Source organism: Psychrobacter sp. van23A (genome assembly GCF_030845275.1).
Lineage (GTDB): Bacteria > Pseudomonadota > Gammaproteobacteria > Pseudomonadales > Moraxellaceae > Psychrobacter > Psychrobacter faecalis.
On sequence record NZ_CP132595.1, the window covers coordinates 1,364,907 to 1,383,742 of the forward strand.

At 43.8% G+C, this 18,836-nt stretch carries 13 protein-coding genes; 2 read left to right on the forward strand and 11 right to left on the reverse strand.

What is annotated here, in order from left to right; all coding sequences use genetic code 11:
- Nucleotides 1–186: 186 nt before the first annotated feature.
- The 6 genes from RAH45_RS05875 to RAH45_RS05900 all read right to left on the reverse strand — a co-directional run bounded on the left by RAH45_RS05875 (nt 187) and on the right by RAH45_RS05900 (nt 9,761).
- Nucleotides 187–1,980 carry an acyl-CoA dehydrogenase C-terminal domain-containing protein gene (locus RAH45_RS05875; protein WP_102076338.1) on the reverse strand — a complete coding sequence of 598 codons (1,794 nt, stop codon included), beginning with the start codon at nt 1,978–1,980 and terminating at the stop codon, nt 187–189.
- A 373-nt stretch (nt 1,981–2,353) separates the two neighbouring features.
- Nucleotides 2,354–4,078 (reverse strand): putative bifunctional diguanylate cyclase/phosphodiesterase, encoded by a 1,725-nt coding sequence (locus tag RAH45_RS05880; protein WP_289050356.1) that lies wholly within the window; start codon nt 4,076–4,078, stop codon nt 2,354–2,356.
- Between the two features lie 77 nt (nt 4,079–4,155).
- Nucleotides 4,156–5,046 carry a 16S rRNA (uracil(1498)-N(3))-methyltransferase gene (locus tag RAH45_RS05885; RefSeq protein WP_238060561.1) on the reverse strand — a complete coding sequence of 297 codons (891 nt, stop codon included), beginning with the start codon at nt 5,044–5,046 and terminating at the stop codon, nt 4,156–4,158.
- Nucleotides 5,047–5,219: 173 nt separating this feature from the next.
- Nucleotides 5,220–6,068 carry a methylenetetrahydrofolate reductase gene (locus RAH45_RS05890; RefSeq protein WP_289050353.1) on the reverse strand — a complete coding sequence of 283 codons (849 nt, stop codon included), beginning with the start codon at nt 6,066–6,068 and terminating at the stop codon, nt 5,220–5,222.
- Nucleotides 6,069–6,081: 13 nt separating this feature from the next.
- On the reverse strand, nt 6,082–7,506 hold the full coding sequence (ahcY, locus tag RAH45_RS05895) for an adenosylhomocysteinase (RefSeq protein WP_306495803.1): 1,425 nt from the start codon (nt 7,504–7,506) through the stop codon (nt 6,082–6,084).
- A 314-nt stretch (nt 7,507–7,820) separates the two neighbouring features.
- Nucleotides 7,821–9,761 (reverse strand): TonB-dependent receptor, encoded by a 1,941-nt coding sequence (locus RAH45_RS05900; RefSeq protein ID WP_289050351.1) that lies wholly within the window; start codon nt 9,759–9,761, stop codon nt 7,821–7,823.
- Nucleotides 9,762–10,148: 387 nt separating this feature from the next.
- On the opposite strand from RAH45_RS05900, the gene RAH45_RS05905 reads away from it, so the two are divergent.
- Complete coding sequence (locus tag RAH45_RS05905) at nt 10,149–12,110, forward strand: mechanosensitive ion channel family protein (protein ID WP_306495805.1); 1,962 nt, start codon at nt 10,149–10,151, stop codon at nt 12,108–12,110.
- A 59-nt stretch (nt 12,111–12,169) separates the two neighbouring features.
- Here the strand turns inward: RAH45_RS05905 and RAH45_RS05910 are convergent, their stop codons facing one another.
- From RAH45_RS05910 to RAH45_RS05930, 5 genes are all read right to left on the reverse strand, one after another.
- Entirely contained in the window at nt 12,170–12,802 is a 633-nt protein-coding gene (locus tag RAH45_RS05910) for a DNA-3-methyladenine glycosylase family protein (RefSeq protein ID WP_306495807.1), read from the reverse strand.
- Between the two features lie 136 nt (nt 12,803–12,938).
- A complete protein-coding gene (locus RAH45_RS05915) occupies nt 12,939–13,670 on the reverse strand; it encodes a Smr/MutS family protein (RefSeq protein WP_144296233.1) in 732 nt (243 codons plus the stop codon).
- 76 nt (nt 13,671–13,746) lie between these two features.
- Complete coding sequence (gene trpC, locus RAH45_RS05920) at nt 13,747–14,634, reverse strand: indole-3-glycerol phosphate synthase TrpC (RefSeq protein WP_306495809.1); 888 nt, start codon at nt 14,632–14,634, stop codon at nt 13,747–13,749.
- Between the two features lie 129 nt (nt 14,635–14,763).
- A complete protein-coding gene (trpD, locus tag RAH45_RS05925) occupies nt 14,764–15,882 on the reverse strand; it encodes an anthranilate phosphoribosyltransferase (protein WP_306495914.1) in 1,119 nt (372 codons plus the stop codon).
- 120 nt (nt 15,883–16,002) lie between these two features.
- Complete coding sequence (locus RAH45_RS05930) at nt 16,003–16,626, reverse strand: anthranilate synthase component II (protein WP_306495810.1); 624 nt, start codon at nt 16,624–16,626, stop codon at nt 16,003–16,005.
- Nucleotides 16,627–17,271: 645 nt separating this feature from the next.
- Between RAH45_RS05930 and glnA the strand changes: the two genes are divergently transcribed.
- Nucleotides 17,272–18,681, forward strand: a complete 1,410-nt coding sequence (gene glnA, locus RAH45_RS05935; protein ID WP_068405236.1) for a type I glutamate--ammonia ligase — start codon at nt 17,272–17,274, stop codon at nt 18,679–18,681.
- Nucleotides 18,682–18,836: the final 155 nt, after the last annotated feature.

Below are 18,836 nucleotides of genomic sequence, written 5' to 3' on the forward strand. Positions count from 1 at the left end.
TAGCTTAAACATAGATAGTTAAAGTTTAGCAAATTAGCGTAACGCCGGGTGGTTTTCTTCGTGAATTGTGCGTCCACCAAAAACTATTAGCAATAAAGCCGCTAAGAAAATCGGCAACACACCTAAGTATGTTGCCGATAGGAACTGCTTATTAAAATAGATACTACACTTGCAACGTTCTATACATTAAAACGCAAATTGATCAACGTCCATGGTCATGTACGGCTCAACACCTGTGCTGATGCGCTGTACGTGCGTGGTAGTACGCGGCAATAATTTTGCAAAGTAGAATTGTGCTGTTTTGATTTTGGCATCGTAAAAGGCTTTTTCGCCAGTGCCGTCAGTCAATGCAGTTTGCGCGACCAATGCCATACGCGCCCATAAATAAGCTAGCGTGACATAACCGCTAAAGTATAAGTAGTCAACAGCCGCACCGCCAACTGCATCTGGGTTTTCAGTCGCTTGCATGCCAATACGCGCGGTCAAATCGCCCCATTCTTTGACGTGTTTGGCAAGTGGGCGGATAAATTGACCCATTTGATCGTTGTCTTTGTTTTCTTCGCAGAAAGTTTGGATAACTTTGACAAAGTTGGCCAGCATTTTACCTTGTGAGCCCAATACTTTACGGCCGAGTAGGTCAAGCGCTTGGATTTCAGTGGTACCTTCGTAGAGGCAAGCAATACGGGTATCACGGACGTTTTGCTCCATGCCCCATTCGCTGATAAAGCCGTGGCCGCCATAAACCTGTACGCCATGGTTAGCCGCTTCTAGACCAGTTTCAGTCAAGAATGCTTTAGCAATCGGTGTCAATAGTGACAGCATTTGGTCAGCAAATTTAAGATCATCGCCTTCGCCTTTTGCAACAGTATCCGCAAAGTGTGAGAGGTAATAAACGAGGGCACGACCGCCTTCAGCAAAGGCTTTTTCGGTCAATAGCATGTTACGAACGGCTGGGTGAACGATGATAGGATCAGCGACTTTTTCTGGTGCTTTTGCCCCTGATAATGAACGCATCGCTAAGCGGTCTTTGGCATAGGTTAATGAGCCTTGGAACGCATATTCTGCTGCCGTTAAACCTTGAACGGCGGTACCGATACGGGCCACGTTCATAAAGGTAAACATGCACTGTAGACCGCGGTTTTCTGGGCCAATCAAATAACCAGTTGCGCCATCAAAGTTCATCACGCAAGTCGCTGACGCTTTGATACCCATTTTGTGCTCGATAGAACCACAAACGACGTTGTTGTTTTCGCCAAGGCTGCTGTCTGCGTTGACCATGACTTTAGGCACGATAAACAGCGAGATGCCTTTAGTGCCAGCAGGCGCGCCTGGTAGACGGGCTAGGACGATATGAATGATATTGTCGGTTAGGTCATGCTCGCCCGCTGAGATAAAGATTTTTTGACCAGTGATGCTATAAGTGCCGTCATCGTTTGGCTCAGCTTTGGTGCGGATAATACCCAAGTCAGAACCCGCATGCGCTTCAGTCAAGCACATAGTACCTGACCATTCGCCGGTGACCATTTTTTCAAGGTAAGTTTGTTTTTGCTCTTCAGTACCATGGTGCTCGATGGTTTGAATCGCGCCATGTGATAGGCCAGGATACATAGAAAATGACCAGTTCGCCGTGCCAACCATCTCATTGATAACTGTTGATAATGAGAACGGCATGTTTTGACCGCCGAATGCTTCTTCAGCAGACAAGGCTGGGAAGCCAAGCTCACAATAAGCTTTATACGCTTCTTTAAAGCCTTTTGGCGTGGTAACAGTGCCGTTGTCAAAATGACAGCCTTCCGCGTCGCCGCTTTGGTTCAATGGTGACAGCTCATTTTCCGCAAAGCTTGCCGCCATCTCAAACAGACTGTCCATCAACTCACGATCCGCTTCTTGGAACGCTGGTAAGGTTTTGTAGTGACTTTCGCTGTCAAGTAACTCATGCATCACGAATTGGATATCACGTAGGGGCGCTTTATATTGCATAACTTCCTGTCCTTTTTTAGGATGCGACCGGCAGTAAAACAGCAACTGTCATCGACTATTATGAATAGTCTGAGTTGCCAACTATTTACTGTTAAAGGGTTTGTCTGTATCAATAACGGACAACAACACCGATCATATGAAATAAATTGAGAAGAGTGAAAAAGAATTATGATTGTATTCGTAAATTCTTGGTAAAAGATAGGCGTTCACTGGCAAATATACAAGTTTGGTGACAATACTGATAAGTCATCAACCTGTGTTGCATCCTATATATCATCGAGCTTATACGCTAAAAACTTAAGCATTATTTAATAATAATAGTAGAAAAATTCAAACAATATCGCTTTAATAAATCTCGCTTTAATAGATAATCCTAAGGACGGTCGTTTTTAGACAAATGTTGCTGCATAAGCATCTTAGTGGCCTCGTCCGCCGTCATCGGTTTACCAAACCAATAACCTTGACCGTACTGACAACCCATACTAAGCAGTAAATCGCGTTGCTGCTCGTTTTCAATACCTTCGGCGATAACGTGCATATCAAGCGCTTCTGCTAAATCCAAAATCGCTTTAACAATGGCGCGCTGCGTACGGTCATTGGTAATCTTAGAGATAAAGCTTTTGTCAATTTTGATAAAATCAAACGGATATTCTTGTAAATAGCTTAACGAGGCAAAACCTGTACCAAAGTCATCGAGCGCCAGGCAGATGCCAAGTTCTTTAAGTAAATCCAGTTGTTTTTTGACATTGGCATGGCGCTGTATCAATGAAGATTCGGTCACCTCTATGTGCAGTTGGTGAGCGGCAAGTTTATGGCTGTCTAACAAGTTACTGACCAAGTCAAAAAAATCAGGATGGCTAAACTCGGCCGCATCGGCGTTGATACAGATGTGCTGCTCAAAGCCCAAATCTTGCCAAACGGTCAATTGCTTGGCAATTTGGTTCGCCATTTGTGAAAATAGCTCAAACGATAACTTATGAGAAATGATGGCATCCATAAAATCGGCGGGTCTTAGTAAGCCGCGAGTAGGGTGTTGCCAGCGCACCAACGCCTCAAAACCGCTAATCACACCCGTATCTAAGGCGAATTTTGGTTGGTAATAAGGCACAAATTGACATTCGTTGCTGGCCGTCCTAAGCTCAGACTCTAACTGTATATCGTGTGCATTCCTCTCGTTAATCGATTTATGATACCAACAGACATCATCGCCCCCTTGCTGCTTGACGTAATTCAACGCTTTTTCGGCTTTGGTCAATAAGCCGATGAACTCATTGCCGTTTTCAGGAAAATAGCTGACCCCAACCGAAATATGACAATAGACTTGTGCTTCTTTTGCCATGCTGTCATTTAAGAAAAAAGGCCGCTCGCACATTTGCATTAAACTGTCTAATTGATGGCGAACCATATTGGCATCGTTGCATTCAAATAATAAAGCAAAGTCGTCACCGCCAAAATGCGAAAAGCAGCGTAAATTGTCCAGCTCTAACTCGGTGATACGTAAGACAAAATTTTCTACCAGTTTGTTGATATTATCTGGTCCCAATAAGATAGCAAGGTTGCGATAACGGTCAATGTTAAAACGCACGACCACCACTTCTTGGTAGCTTTCTATTAACAACTCACTGGTTTGACTTAAAAATACTTTACGGTTTGGCAGTCCAGTTAGCTGGTCATAATTTAACAGATGGGCGACCTTTTTTCTGTTTTTAGCCAGCGTCGCCATATTACGTATGGTACCAACGTAATAAGGGGTGTCTTCTAAGTAAATTTTGCGATAGGTGATATGACAGTCAAGTACTTCGCCATAGCGATTTGCCATCGAAAAATCAATTTCACAAAATCCTGTACTGTCTAAACTGTTAATCAGATTTCTAAGCACACCTTGCTCTTCTTCAGACAAAAACTCGGCTGCATAGATACCAAGCGGACGGCCAAGCAAAAATTTTTCTGTATAGCCAAGCATCAGCTCATAGTTCGCATTAACGGATAGATAGCGCAGTTTGTCGTCCAATATAAAGATAGCGTCTTCAAATTGCTCGCACAGCTTGACCAATAATTGCTGTTTATCCGATATTGGCATAGGGGTAAAATCGGTCATAATAGGACTCATAACATCAAATTAAATAATAAATGGCGATGTAGCGATGTAGCGATGTAGCGATGGCAATTTGATGCCTACATATGTAAGGTGTGCAGGGTTGCCAATGAGCCCAATGTCGCTAAGGCAACGACAGGCGCAGTTTCGGTACGCAGCACCCTTGGTCCAATTTGCCACGCTGCAAAACCAACGTCAGCAGCTTTGGCGCATTCATCAGCGCTGAGCCCGCCCTCAGGTCCGATTAGTAATTCAACATAAGGCGTCTGTTGTTTCAAAACGACGGGCAGCGCCTCAGGCATCAGCGGTTGTCCTGCTGCTGGCACGCTTAGCTGCAGACGTAAATCTGCTGGTTGCTGTAATGCTTGATAGTAGGCATCTTTACTTAGCTCAGCGACGATTGGGCTAACTGCCATCTCTTTGTCGTTTTCGTTGGCCGCTATATTTGACAGCCAGTCATCAATCGATAATGGCGCGAGAATAAGGGGCGGGCGATTAAGGCCGCATTGCTCACAAGCAGCAATAGCCACTTGCTGCCAATGTGCCAGCTTTTTCTCCACTTGCGCAGGTTTTAGGTTGACCTCACCGTGGTGGCTGGCGAGCAGTTGAATAGCGGTGACACCAAGCTCAGTGGATTTTTGAATGGCGTAATCCATGCGCTCGCCGCGACTCATCACCAGTCCGATTTTTGTCAAGACAGCGGCATTGCGATCGGTTTCTAGGTGTGCCAGTAACGTCGCAGTGGCGTGTTTTTTGCTAATGCTATTGAGCTGTACCTGATATTCACCGCCAAAACCGTCAAATAAAATACCTGTATCGCCGATATTGGCGCGCAGTACACGGCACCAATGATGGACAATACTTTCGGTCAACTCGACGCTAGCACCGATAGCTAAGGTGCTCAGTTGTGGGTAGGTTGGGGCATTTTTATCACTGCTATCGCTACTAGTGGCATAAAAGAAACGTCGCAAAATTACTTATTCCTATAATGGGAGTCATGATATTTTTCAATATCTTAGCAGAATATCATTTGGGTGGGTAAAGGGATTATCATAAGTAAAATTGGTATAAATGCAATTCCCATACCAAAAAAGACCGGCGCCCCTAAGAACGCCAGTCATTCAGCAATACATTCGATAAATATTTAAGCAATCAAGCCTAAAGCTTCGACTAAGCGTTTATTTGGCTCAACCTTATTCATGCTATAAAAATGCATAGCAGGTACGCCCTCAGAGATTAGACGCTCACACAAACGATAAACGACATCAAAGCCGAACTCTCGGATAGCAGCTCGGTCATCGCCAAAATCCGCCAAGCGCTTACGCACGTAACGCGGAATATCAGCGCCACAGCTATCAGCAAAGCGTACGAGATTGCTTGAGTTGGTAATCGGCATGATGCCAGCGACCAAAGGCTGCGCTACCGTGTCAATACCGCGTTTTTCTAAGGTATCACGCAGATATAGATAGCTATCGGCATTATAGAAAAACTGGGTAATCGACGCATTGGCGCCCGCTTGATATTTATTCACCAAATTATCGACGTCAAACTCAAAGCTACGTGCTTGCGGATGCATCTCAGGGTAGGCTGCGACCTCGATACGGAAGTGATCGCCTGAATGTTCGCGGATAAACTTTACTAAGTCTAAGGCAAACGGTAACTCACCCATACCTACCTGACCTGACGGTAAATCACCACGCAAGGCAACCAAGCGTGTGATGCCCAAACTTTTATAAAGATCGAGTAGTTCAGCGATTTGACTTTTGTCGTCACCGATACAAGACATATGCGGCGCAATATCCGTGTCACCGCGCGCACACAACGCTTGCACGATATCTAACGTACGGCCACGGGTTGAACCGCCAGCCCCGTAAGTCACCGAAAAATACGCAGGTGATAGCTTATTGAGCTCATCATAAGTACCGAGTAGCTTTTCATGGCCTTGCTCGGTTTTGGCTGGGAAAAACTCAAAGGAGAAAGCAGGCTTAGTCACAGTCTGACTCCTATTAGTATTTATAAGCGTCAGGCTTAAACGGACCTTCGACAGGTACGCCTAGATACACGGCTTGTTTTTCAGTCAGTTTCGTCAATGTACCGTTAAAACCAGCAACCATCGCCGCCGCAACTTCTTCATCGAGTTTTTTCGGTAACACTTTAACGTATAAATTATCAAAACGCTCATCGACTGGCAGCTCAGCGAATTTTTCTTCAAACAAGTACATTTGTGCCAATACTTGGTTAGCAAATGAGCCATCCATCACGCGCGATGGGTGACCAGTAGCGTTACCTAAGTTCACCAAGCGACCTTCAGCAAGCAAAATCAAATAATCGTTTTCGTCATCCGAGCGGAATACTTGATGCACTTGTGGCTTAATCTCAACCCAGCGCCAGTTATCACGCATAAACTGCGTATCAATTTCGGTATCGAAGTGACCGATGTTACAGACGACCGCACCCGGCTTCAGCGCCGCTAGCATATGTTTGTCACAAACGTGATAGTTACCGGTAGTGGTAACAATTAAGTCAGTATCTTCAAGCAGACGAGTATTGATGTTTTCTGCGCCGCCGGTGTTATCGCCATTGATATAAGGTGACAATACTTCATAGCCGTCCATACAGGCCTGCATGGCACAAATAGGATCAACTTCTGAGACACGAACAATCATGCCTTCTTGACGTAAGCTTTGCGTTGAGCCTTTACCCACATCACCATAACCGATGACCAAAGCACGGCGACCTGCAAGGAACATATCGGTAGCACGTTTGATGGCGTCATTTAAGCTATGACGGCAGCCGTATTTGTTGTCATTTTTAGATTTGGTAACCGCGTCGTTAACGTTGATAGCCGGTACTTTTAGCGTACCTTTACCCAGCATTTCAACCAAACGATGGACACCTGTAGTAGTTTCTTCAGAGATACCATGGATGTTATCAAGCATTTGGGCATAATCATTATGAATCAAAGCGGTTAAATCACCGCCGTCGTCCAAGATTAAGTTTGCATCCCAAAGTTGACCGGACGCTTCGCCGCCAACGTGGATTTGTTGACGCAAGCACCACTCGTACTCTTCTTCGGTTTCGCCTTTCCAAGCATAAACAGAAATACCAGCAGCAGCAATCGCAGCAGCAGCATGGTCTTGAGTTGAGAAGATGTTACATGAGGTCCAGCGTACTTCCGCACCGAGCGCAACTAACGTCTCGATAAGGACAGCCGTCTGAATAGTCATGTGGATACAGCCAGCGATTTTTGCGCCTTTAAGCGGTTGGTCGGCTTCGTAGCGACGACGCAAACCCATCAGGGCAGGCATTTCGGCTTCAGCTAAAGTGATTTCACGGCGACCGTAATCAGCAAGGCTGATGTCGGCGACTTTATAGTCAGTGAAAGAGGGGTCGATCGTATGGGCAGATGGGGTGTTAGACACTGCGTCCATAATATGCTCCTATCAGTTAATAGATAAAAAGAATAAAAACGCAGGTGCCGTTATTTGCGCTGCTCATAACCCAAAATGGTAATAAACAGTTAACCGAGCCTAACATAATGATTGATTTGCAAAGCAATAAAGCTTAAGTGCAGTAATCGATGATTATGGCGCAACACCTCTCGGAGGTCGTTATTGTAATTGATGGTGATTAATTTGTCACCTATTGGCTGCGGAAAATCGTAAGTGCTTGCGTCATAAAAAAAGGCCATCGATTGATAGCCTTGATTATTTATATACATGCTATGTTATGAAGCTAAATATTTTTAGAACCAGTTATAGGTGAGTGAGCCGAAATAGCTGGTGCCTTCTGTGGTATAGACGTTACCATACTGGCTTGAAAGCGTATAGTCTTCATCAGTGATATTATCTACCCGCAAGTTAGCGCGAAGATTAGGATTAATATAAACTGCGCCGCTTAAATTAAGCAAGGTATAGCTATCAAGTTTATTGTTTTCGGCCGTGACTCTATCATCCGTATGTTTGGCTTCAAGGCGAATATCAAACATCGGTTGTTGATAACCCACGTAAATTAAACCACTGTTTTTAGGACGATAGGCAAGCTGTTGATCGTAGCTGGCGCTATTTGCCGTTTTGTCTTTTGCATCTAAGTAGTCATAACCGAGACCAAAGATAAAGTCGTTCATATTCCAGTCTGAAGTCAAACTTAACCCTTTGATTTTCGCTTCACTGATATTTGCCGCATTAGAAATCAGGTCTTCTGCATCGGTGTAATAGCCTGTCAATCGTGATGTTTGAGCATCATTTGCGTATTCAACGAATACTTCGGTGTTTTTCGTTCTTTCGGGTTTAAGGTTGGGGTTACTAAAACCCGGCCAGTATAAGTCATTAAACGTTGGGGCACGAAAACCTGTAGCATAGTTGGCGCCAATTCGCATACCTGCCAACGGACGTATAGCCGCTCCCAAATTGTAGGTACTCTCATTGCCATACTGAGAGTTGTCGTCTAAGCGATAGTTGGCTTGTAGGTCGTAATAAGTGTCCGCGAGCTGATAACCAACAAAGACACTTTTGACCGTTCTGTCGTTAGGGTCATAAGGGGTCTGTACAGGAGGAGTGGTGTCAGGGTAAGGTGGATAGACTAAAACATCTGACGCGTCTAGCTTTTGTGACAACCATTCTGCGCCAACAGTTACAGTACCCGGTTGCGCGTTGATACTGGTTTCTAAACGTGCTTGCTCTTGTGTGGTATCGTACTGACTGCCTTCTTGGTAATTGATAGAGTAGGTGTCATGAGAAGTCGATTTGTCGATACTTTGACCGTAACTAAGCTTACTGACCGTCAAAGGCGTTTCATATTGAAGATAGGCATTGGCACTGCCATTCTTTTGGTCTGAATAGGCATTTGGAAACGCATTTCCTGCTGAGTCAATATCAGTGGTAGAGTCAGTATACAAAGCACTCAATCCCGCGCTTAGCGAGTCTGAAAGCTTATGCTGCAATGCCAAACTGGCGTTAGTAGATTTAAAGCCATCATCGTCCGCATTAAAATCAACAGACTCGGGGTTGGCTATGACGTTAAAGCCGTCTGTTTCGTTGCGACTGACGCCCAAGCTCATTGATGAAGTCGCATTTTTAAGCTGACCTGTAATGCCTATTTGGTAATGATTGTTACTGCCATAACCAACAGTCGTAGAAACATTGGATTTATCGACGCTATTGCCCTTAGTAAAGATTTGAATGACACCGCCCATGGCATCAGAACCATAAATACTAGAACCTGAGGCGCCGTATAAAATCTCAATACGATCCAGTTGATCTGCTGATAATAGATTTAGAGAAGGGCTACCCAAGGAGATAGAACCATAGCGTATCCCATCGATAATCACCAAGACTTGCTTGCTATCAAAACCGCGCATATAAAAATTACTGGCTGTGCCCATACCGCCACTTTGCGTAATATTAATACCAGGCTGATTCTTTAATACGTCAGTTACTGTCTGACCCTGATAACGCTGCAATTCTTCACTATCAATGACTCGAGTTTGGGCAATGACATTACTGGTCTTAGTTGGCGTCCGCGTCGCTGTCACGACAATCTTATCAAGCTCAACTTGTGGCAACTCGCTGTGATTGATAACGCTACTATTACCAGTCGCAGCTGTGGCACTCATAGCAAATCCGCCTAAAGCACTTAAGATACATAACCGCAGATAGGTGGTCGAAGATGAACGTGATAAAGCCATATTGAATTCCAAAGTTAAATGACAAGTTGAACAAAGTAAAAAGTTACAGAAGCGAGAGCCTAAAAGTAAAAAATTACAAAAAGTAATACGAATTTTACATGCGTTTATTATCTATAAAAGCTACGTACTTATAAACCACTTTGTCTTAATATTTATTCAGCATACGCTGAGTGATGCTCATGATGACGGGGAGTTATTTGGGTTGTTTAGCCATTAGTAGTGTTTTTTAAGCCTTTAAATAAATATTATCTGCATTAAAGGCAAGCACTATTTTAACCAGTAATAAAAACATGCAATCAAACGCATTGCTGTGATTAATAATTGCTATTATAGTGGCGGATTTCATTTATTTACTATGCTGCTCTTCCTAAAGCTAAGAGGTTTGTTTTGTCTATTCAGCGTCATCTGAGTGCTCGTACTGCGCCATCTGCATCATTTATATCTTTAAAAACAAAAACGCCGCTCATGATAACGGTGTTTTTCTTTGCGATGCTATTGAGTGTATTAAGCGTGGTTTTTTCACATAAGGTGCTTGCTGCCGAAGCCAACATATTGGGCGTGGGTGGTCAAACTGAAGAGGTGGTCAATACCTCGGTGCCCGATTCTTTCGGACGTGATACGCCGCGCCATACCGTACAAGGCTTTATTAAAGCGTTGGGCGATAACGACTATCTGCTGGCCAGTAATTATCTAAATTTATCCAAGTCTGATAATCCAACCACTGTGGTGCGCCAATTTAAGCAAGCACTCGATGCGGGCGGGCGTTTTCAGCCTGATTTGCAAATTAACAATACGCCTGAGGGCAATTTAAGCGATCAGCTACCGCCAAGCCAAGAAAACGTCGGCGTGATTAATGTCGGTGATAAGAGTGTGCCGCTGGTGCTCGAAAGAGTGGCCTCTAAGCAAGGCGAGCAGTATTGGCAGTTTTCAAACGATACCCTAAGCTCGATACCAGAAGTGATAGAGAATTATCAGCCGACGCTGGTTTCGCGCTACACCATTGACTCATTAGATGGTAAAAAGCTATTTGGTTATCAGATTTCCGATATATTGGCGGCATTAGCCATTATAGTCAGTAGTTTTATCTTCACTTACATCGTGGTTTGGCTGCTCTATTATTTATTAAAACTGATTTATCCTCGCCTACGAGGTGAGACGTTACCTTTACCCAATAATGTGATATTGCCACTGACCGTCGTTATCACGGCGCTGATATTGGCCGAGGTGATGGTTTATGCCGGCATATCAGTGACACTGCGTGAACCGATTAAGCGCTTTACGGACATTGCCTCTTGGGTAGCGACGACATGGCTATTACTGCGTGTTATTGATTCCATATTTACCCGCGCGGTCAATTTAAGTTATAAGAAAAACTATACCGAGCGAGTTTCTATCTTGGGTTTGATGCGCAAGGTGGTCAAAGCGCTATTATTAATCTTTGCCGTTATTGTCATTTTTGGGAATTTAGGATTTGATTTGACCACAGGGATTGCCGCATTAGGGGTCGGTGGTTTAGCCTTGGCACTAGGTGCGCAAAAGACGATTGAGAACTTGGTCGGCAGTGTGGTGGTGGTGGCAGATTCGCCAGTACGCATCGGCGACTATTGTAGCTTCGGCAACCAAGCAGGTACGGTGATTGATATCGGTATTCGTTCATCACGGGTGCGCACGCTGAACCGGACGATTGTGACGGTGCCTAACAGTGACTTCTCATCGATGCAAATTGAAAACTATACCTCGCGGGATATGTTTCACTTTTTGCATAACTTATATATCAAACGCAATGCGGATATTGATGTGGTCTTCAAAATGGTCAAAAAATTAGATCAATTTTTGGACGAGCACGAGCTGACCAATCAGGAGTGGAATCAGGCCAATATTTCAGAGCTGCGCCAAGACTGCTACGTCATTCAACTGCGCGCTTATATTAATGCTGTCGACTCGATAGAGTTTTATCGCAAGCAAGATGACTTGTTGGTCGATGTGTTGACCCTGGTGAAAAAATACGATGTCGAGCATGCGCTGCCGACGCAGCAGCTGATTGTCAATCAAGCCGAGCTTGAGCCACAACCTCAGCTAGAAACCGTGACCGATGATTCGATAAACGAAGCAGTGGACGCAAGCGATGCGGGTGAAGCAGACACTGATGCCAATAACGACAATGCTGCTGATGAGCAAAAGGCGCTTGATTTAAATAAAAACGCTGACAGTGCGACGAGTGAGAAAGAGGCTCGTAAAGACACCACTAAAAAGCAAAAAATACAAAAGCATAAACATCGACTATTAAAAAAAGGTAAGTTTAAACACGCCAAAAAGAAATTTGGTTTTTCTATTTGGAATCAGCCTTAATATTTTGTGTGGTTATTTTACTTAAGGTTTATTGAACGTTTTATTTATAAAGCTATGGCTTATAAAGGTATAGCGGTTTTTTGACGTAAAAAACCATAATATTGCCATAACAATAAGCTGGCAGCGCTACGGTGCGGTGACCAATCTTGGGTCAGGTTTTTTAATTGTTTTGGCGTTGGGCGCTCTTCTAAATCTAACAATTCCATCGCTGCGACTTTAATGGCTAGATCATCAACTGCCAGCACATCAGCGCGCTGTAACGAAAACAGCAGATACATCTCAGCGGTCCAGCGTCCAATACCGATAACAGCCGTCAGAGTGCTGATAACTTCTTCATCGGGTAAGGTCTCTAAGGCAGCAAAATCTATATTGTGCTCGACCAAAGAGCGCGTATAACGAATTTTTTGCTTAGATAGCCCTTGCGCACGTAAATCCTCGTCTGTCGCTGCCCGAATCGCTGATGGCGTCGTCAAACTTGCCTCTACTAAGCGTTGCCATATACTGGCTGCCGCCGTGACTGATAGCTGTTGCCCAACCATCGCTCTCATTATTTGTGTAAAGCCGCCTGCGTTATGGCGTAAATCAGGCATACCCACTTGCTCATAAACAGGCGCAAATTTTGGCTCGAGAGCAATCAAAGCGTTGATATGTGCTTTTAATGCTTGTTCATTTTCGATGATTTGTATATTCATAGAGAAATCACTTACTAAAAAATATGCAGCAAAATGATAGGAAGGTTTATCAAAGCGCGACTACAAAACGAGAGGGTAAACCTTTGATATAAAAAAGGACTGCGTCATGGCAGTCCTTTTTTTTCGAACTATAATTTTATTCTTTATCGGTTTTGGTCTTTTTAAGTAGTACCAGTACCGCACCATTGCCACCATCTTTCGGCGGAGCCGAGCAAAATGCCAGTACTTCTGGCAGTTGACGTAACCAACCGTTGACGCAGGTTTTTAAAATGGCTTCAGAGCCTTTACCGTGGACGATTTTTACCACAGTTTCATTGTTTTGCTTAGCTTGACTGAGCAGTTGCGTCATTGCATCGCGCGCTTCTTCGATGGTGCAGCCATGAATGTCTACCGCATCATACCAGCGTAGCTTACCTTTTTTAAGCTGATCAAAAATTTTGTTTTGTAGGGTAGGCTGCTTATAGGATAAATAGGCTTCGCCTGCTACAGGGTTTAATAGCGCCTGCATATCTGATAAACCTGCGCCCAAATCACCGGCCTCACTCCCTTGAGCGGCAGCGCGTTTTGATAACGTTGCAGCGTCAGGCTTACCCGCTTTAGAGGCGTTGGCAGGTGTGCGCACGTTTTTGTCTTTTAGCTGGTTGACGCCATGCATCGCTTGCATAAATAGCACTTTATCGTCGTCGATATGTTCGCTATCTAATTGCTTGACCGTTTTTTTGACTTGTTTTTGGGTCAAGAGTGAGACAGGTTCGGTTGGCTTTTCATTTTCACCTTCTGGTGAATTGGTATCGCGACCTTTACTCAGTTGCCCTTTAAGTTCTTTTAATTGGTCTTGCATTTCTTTTGAAAATAGGGAGTTTGACATAATAATTAACGTATCGTTGGTTAGTGAATGAGTATCTTAATGGTTTATATCGTACATAAAATAGATGTGGTTTACTTTACGCCTGTGCTGCGACGCTCGCAAGTAAGGATTGTAACGCTTGTCCGGGATGCTCGGTCTTCATAAACTGCTCGCCGATTAAAAAGTGCTGAATATCATTATTGAGCATCAAACGAATATCATGACTGCTATGAATGCCACTTTCGGTGACAATAAGCGGCCGTTCTAGACGGTCATTAGGATTGGCAGCGAGGGCATCATCGATAGCTAATTCGCGCAGCAGGGTATTTTTTAAATCAAGCGTCGTTTGTAAGTCGACATCAAAGGTATTTAAATCGCGATTATTAATACCATAGATATTATGCGCTGAACGTGGCAACTGTAGCGCACGCTCAAGCTCATCTGCTGTATGAACTTCAATCAACACATCCATACCCAGCTCAATGCTTAGCGCATGTAGCTCTTGTACTTGCGCGTCATCAAGACAGGCCATAATCAATAAAATACAATCAGCGCCCATTAAGTAAGATTGGTAAATCTGATAAATATCTACCATAAAATCTTTGCGCAATATCGGCAAGCTGCAAGATTCGCGCGCTTGGATTAAGTAGCTGTCATCACCTTGAAAATAATCACGGTCAGTGAGTACTGATAAACAACTGGCTCCCGCTTGCTCATATTGCTTGGCAAATAGCGTAGGCGCAAAGTTATGATTGATAATACCTTTAGACGGCGAGGCTTTTTTAATCTCCGCAATGATACCAATATCGGCGCTGCGTAAAGCATTGGCAAAACCGCGACGTGGCTGGGTATCAGCAGCAACTTGAGACTTTAATGCCTCAAGCGATACTGCCGCCCGAGCAGCAGCGACTTCCTCGTGCTTGGTGGCGACGATACGCTGCAACACTGAAGGAATCGCGGTGTCTGATTTTGGCTTGGCGGTCATGGCTATATTCCGTTATTTGGTAAAAAAATTAGGGTAACAATTAAGCGAATAAATTAAGGCGGCATACATATTTGCGATTAACAGGGTTATGAGCCACGTATTTTTTATTAATTTTAGGCATTTAGCTTATTAAGCTTGGCCAGCTAATTGCTGCGTATATTTGGCTAGGTCATCAAGCTTAATCAAAGCGTCACCATTTTGAATGACTTTTTGGGCGCGGCTCACGCCATTCGGATAGTTGCTGGCAAGTCCTGCGGTATATATTGCAGCTCCGGCATTTAAGGCAATCATATCACGGGCTTTTAGAACAGCGCGGTCATTAGTATCTTCACCTGATAAAGCGGCACGAATCAGCTCAAGACTCTGTGATGGGGAATCGACATCAAGGCCAATTAAGGTTTGTGACTCGACGCCCGCATCTTCTGGCATCATCTCATAAACAGAGATTTCACCGTCTTTTAACTCGGCTACCGTGGTTGAAGTTGCAAGACTGATTTCATCCAAACCATCTTTTGCACCGACCACCATTACATGACGCGCGCCCAGATTTTTCATCACTTTTGCCAAAGGCTCACATAACTGGGCGGTAAAGACGCCGATGACTAGATTTGGCGTGCCAGCAGGGTTGGTCAGTGGACCTAAGATATTAAAAATCGTCCGCGCTTTTAGCTCACGGCGTACCGGATTGGCGTAACGCATTGCGCTATGGTGGTTGGGTGCAAATAAGAAGCCAATCCCTTTATTCTCAATACACTGCAGCGCTTGCTCTGGTGTCAAGGTTAGGCTAATACCGGCTTGCTCAAGTAAGTCTGAGCTACCAGATTTGGTCGAAACGCCGCGGTTACCATGCTTAGCGACTTGCGCCCCAGCTGCGGCTGCGACCAAGGCAGCGGCTGTCGATACGTTAAATAAGTTAGCACCATCGCCACCAGTACCAACGATATCGACCATATAATGACAGTCTCTTGGGTTAATGTTGGCAGCTAAGTCACGCATCGCACTGGCTGAAGCCGTAATCTCGTCGATGGATTCGCCTTTCATTCGCAGGCCCGTCAAAATCGCGCCCATCATGGCATCGCTGCATCTGCCTTGCATGATGACGAGCATGACTTGATACATCTCATCAAAGGTCAAATCAATATGCTGAAAAATCCTGCCTAATGCGGTGGTCAGAAGCTTATGAATACTCTCATCTGGCAGCTGATTGATGCTCTCAGCATTTTGCAGGCTTTGCTTATCCTGATTCATGATTGATTTTTTGTCCTGCATAGCGGCAGCGGTCATAATATTCTCACTTATTATTATCTTTTATAGTTGTCGTTTAAATACATTCATTGGATTAAAAAGTGGGTTCGTCTTTTAAAGCGCTTATCCTACTTTTGGTAAATTATCTGAGGACAAAACTGCTAATTGATGCGTTTGTAAAAAGTTATTCAGCAGCTGGTAACCGGCTTCGCTTAAAATCGACTCAGGATGAAACTGTACGCCCTCAATGGCAAACTCGCGGTGGCGAATGCCCATAATTTCTTCGATATTGCCATCAGTATTTTGAGTCCAAGCGCTAACTTCAAAGCAGTCGGGTAAGCTTGCTTGCTCAATCACCAATGAGTGATAACGGGTAAACTGGGCTGGATTTGGCAAGTTGGTAAAAGCGCCTTGACCATTATGATAAATAGCCGATAACCGCCCATGCATGACTGCGCTTGCTTTGACAACGTTACCGCCAAAGGCTTGACCGATTGCCTGATGACCCAAGCAAATACCTAATATCGGGATAATGCCTTTAAAGGTCGCAATCACCTCTAGCGAGATACCAGCACTGTCAGGGTCACAGGGGCCAGGACCAATAACAATGGCATCTGGCGCAAGTGCTTTAATCTCATCAATACTGATTTCATCGTTGTGCCAAACGCTGATGTCCTGCTGCAATTCACCGAAGTACTGTACAATATTGTAGGTAAAGCTGTCGTAATTATCGATCATCAAAATCATTATTTGTTCAACTTAGTCTCTTTATCTTTACCTTAGTATCTTTAACTTAATAGGTTCAACAGCGATGTGATTTTAAACGCTGTTATCTTAACACTATTTCGTTATCTATCAAACGTAGCGCCGTTGCACGCTGATAGCAATAAATGCTCTATAAAGGTGCATTACTAAGTTAAACTTTCTAAAGTTTGCACTGTTATGAGACGTTATTTAATATATTAATCTTTGAGTTTGCTAGCTATACATAACAATTGCTATGCAAATAACGCTTTAATATAAAAGATTTATATTATGTAAATGCTTGTATCTATTATAAATAATTATTACTTTCAGCTTTTGGATGTTTTAAAAACTTGATGGCCCGAAGATGAGTTGGCATAGTAGCTGCAATTCTTATAGATGTGAATAGCTCGCTATTAAAGCGATATAATATTATTTACCAAGATGCATTTGAAGAGTTCAGCATTATCGGTCAGATGTTGCTAAAATAGCACCTGCATTTATTTGGCTCATAAAAATACTTAAAGCTTAACGCCAGAAAATCAGCTGCGCTTTGAGCAAAAAATAACTTTTAAAAAAACTTTCCGTCTAAAATTTTCATTCTACGTTTCAATTTTATTACCACGATAACCATAAGGGAAACTATCCATGTCGAACAAATTACTTGATCTTATCGAATCATCCAACGCTAAATGGGTTGATTTTCGTTTTACTGATACCCGCGGTAAAGAGCAACACATGACTTTTCCAGCGCACAGCGTTGATGAAGAAGTGATGGAAGATGGCAAAATGTTCGACGGCTCATCGATTGCTGGCTGGAAGGGTATTGAAGCCTCAGATATGATTTTACGTCCTGACCCAGAAACTGCTTTTATTGACCCATTCTTTGACGCAGTTACTGTGGTGGTGACTTGTGACATCATCGAGCCATCAACGCTACAAGGCTACGACCGTGATCCGCGCTCTATTGCTCGCCGTGCCGAAGAATACTTAAAATCAACGGGTATTGGTGATACCGCTTTTTTTGGTCCTGAGCCTGAGTTCTTTGTTTTCGACGAAGTAAAATGGTCGGTTAATATGTCTGGTGTTAGCCATGAAATCGTCGCTGAAGAAGCCGCTTGGTCAACCAATAAAGCCTATGAGTGGGGCAACATGGGGCACCGTCCACGCGTCAAAGGCGGCTATGTACCAGTACCACCGGTTGATAGTTCACAAGACATGCGTGCGGTAATGTGCGAGCGTATCGAAGATATGATTGGCGAAGGTTGTATCGAAGTCCATCATCATGAAGTGACTCCTTGCCAGTTAGAGATTGGCGTGGCTTTTAATACCTTGGTTCGTAAAGCAGACGAAGTACAAAAGCTAAAGTATGCCGTCCATAACGTCGCCCATCAATTTGGCAAAACCGCCACCTTTATGCCAAAACCTATCGTTGGTGATAACGGTTCTGGTATGCACGTGCATATTTCTATCTCAAAAGACGGCGTCAATACTTTCTCAGGTGATGAATATGCGGGCTTGTCAGAAACCGCGCTTTACTTTATCGGCGGTATTATCAAACATGCCCGTGCTTTAAATGCGATTACCAACCCATCGACCAACAGCTATAAGCGTCTTGTGCCACATTATGAAGCACCTATTAAGCTTGCGTACTCAGCATCTAACCGCTCGGCGTCTATCCGTATTCCACACGTTAGTAGCCCAAAAGCGGTACGTGTTGAAGCGCGTTTCCCTGATCCAGCAGCCAATCCGTATTTAGCGTTTGCGGCGTTATTGATGGCAGGTCTTGACGGTATTCAAAACAAAATGCATCCAGGCGAAGCCGCTGATAAAAACTTATATGACTTACCACCAGAAGAAGAAGCACTCATTCCAACGGTTGCTGAAAACTTAGAAGTGGCCCTACAAGCGTTAAAAGATGACCATGAGTTCTTATTAAAAGGTGATGTATTCACTAAAGAGATGTTAGAAGCCTATATTGCACTGAAGCAAGAAGAAGTGCAGCGCGTCAATATCACCGTACATCCTGTTGAGTTTGACTTGTACTATAGCTGCTAATTAATAATTAATAGGCTCAATTGTTTTAAATAAGAAAAACCAGCTAAATTATATTTAGCTGGTTTTTTTGTGGGTAATTAAAGTAGACGCTTAATTGTTAAATTTACTGTAAAGTCATTATAGTAGAGCCTTTATAAAAGTGGTACAGTAGTTTT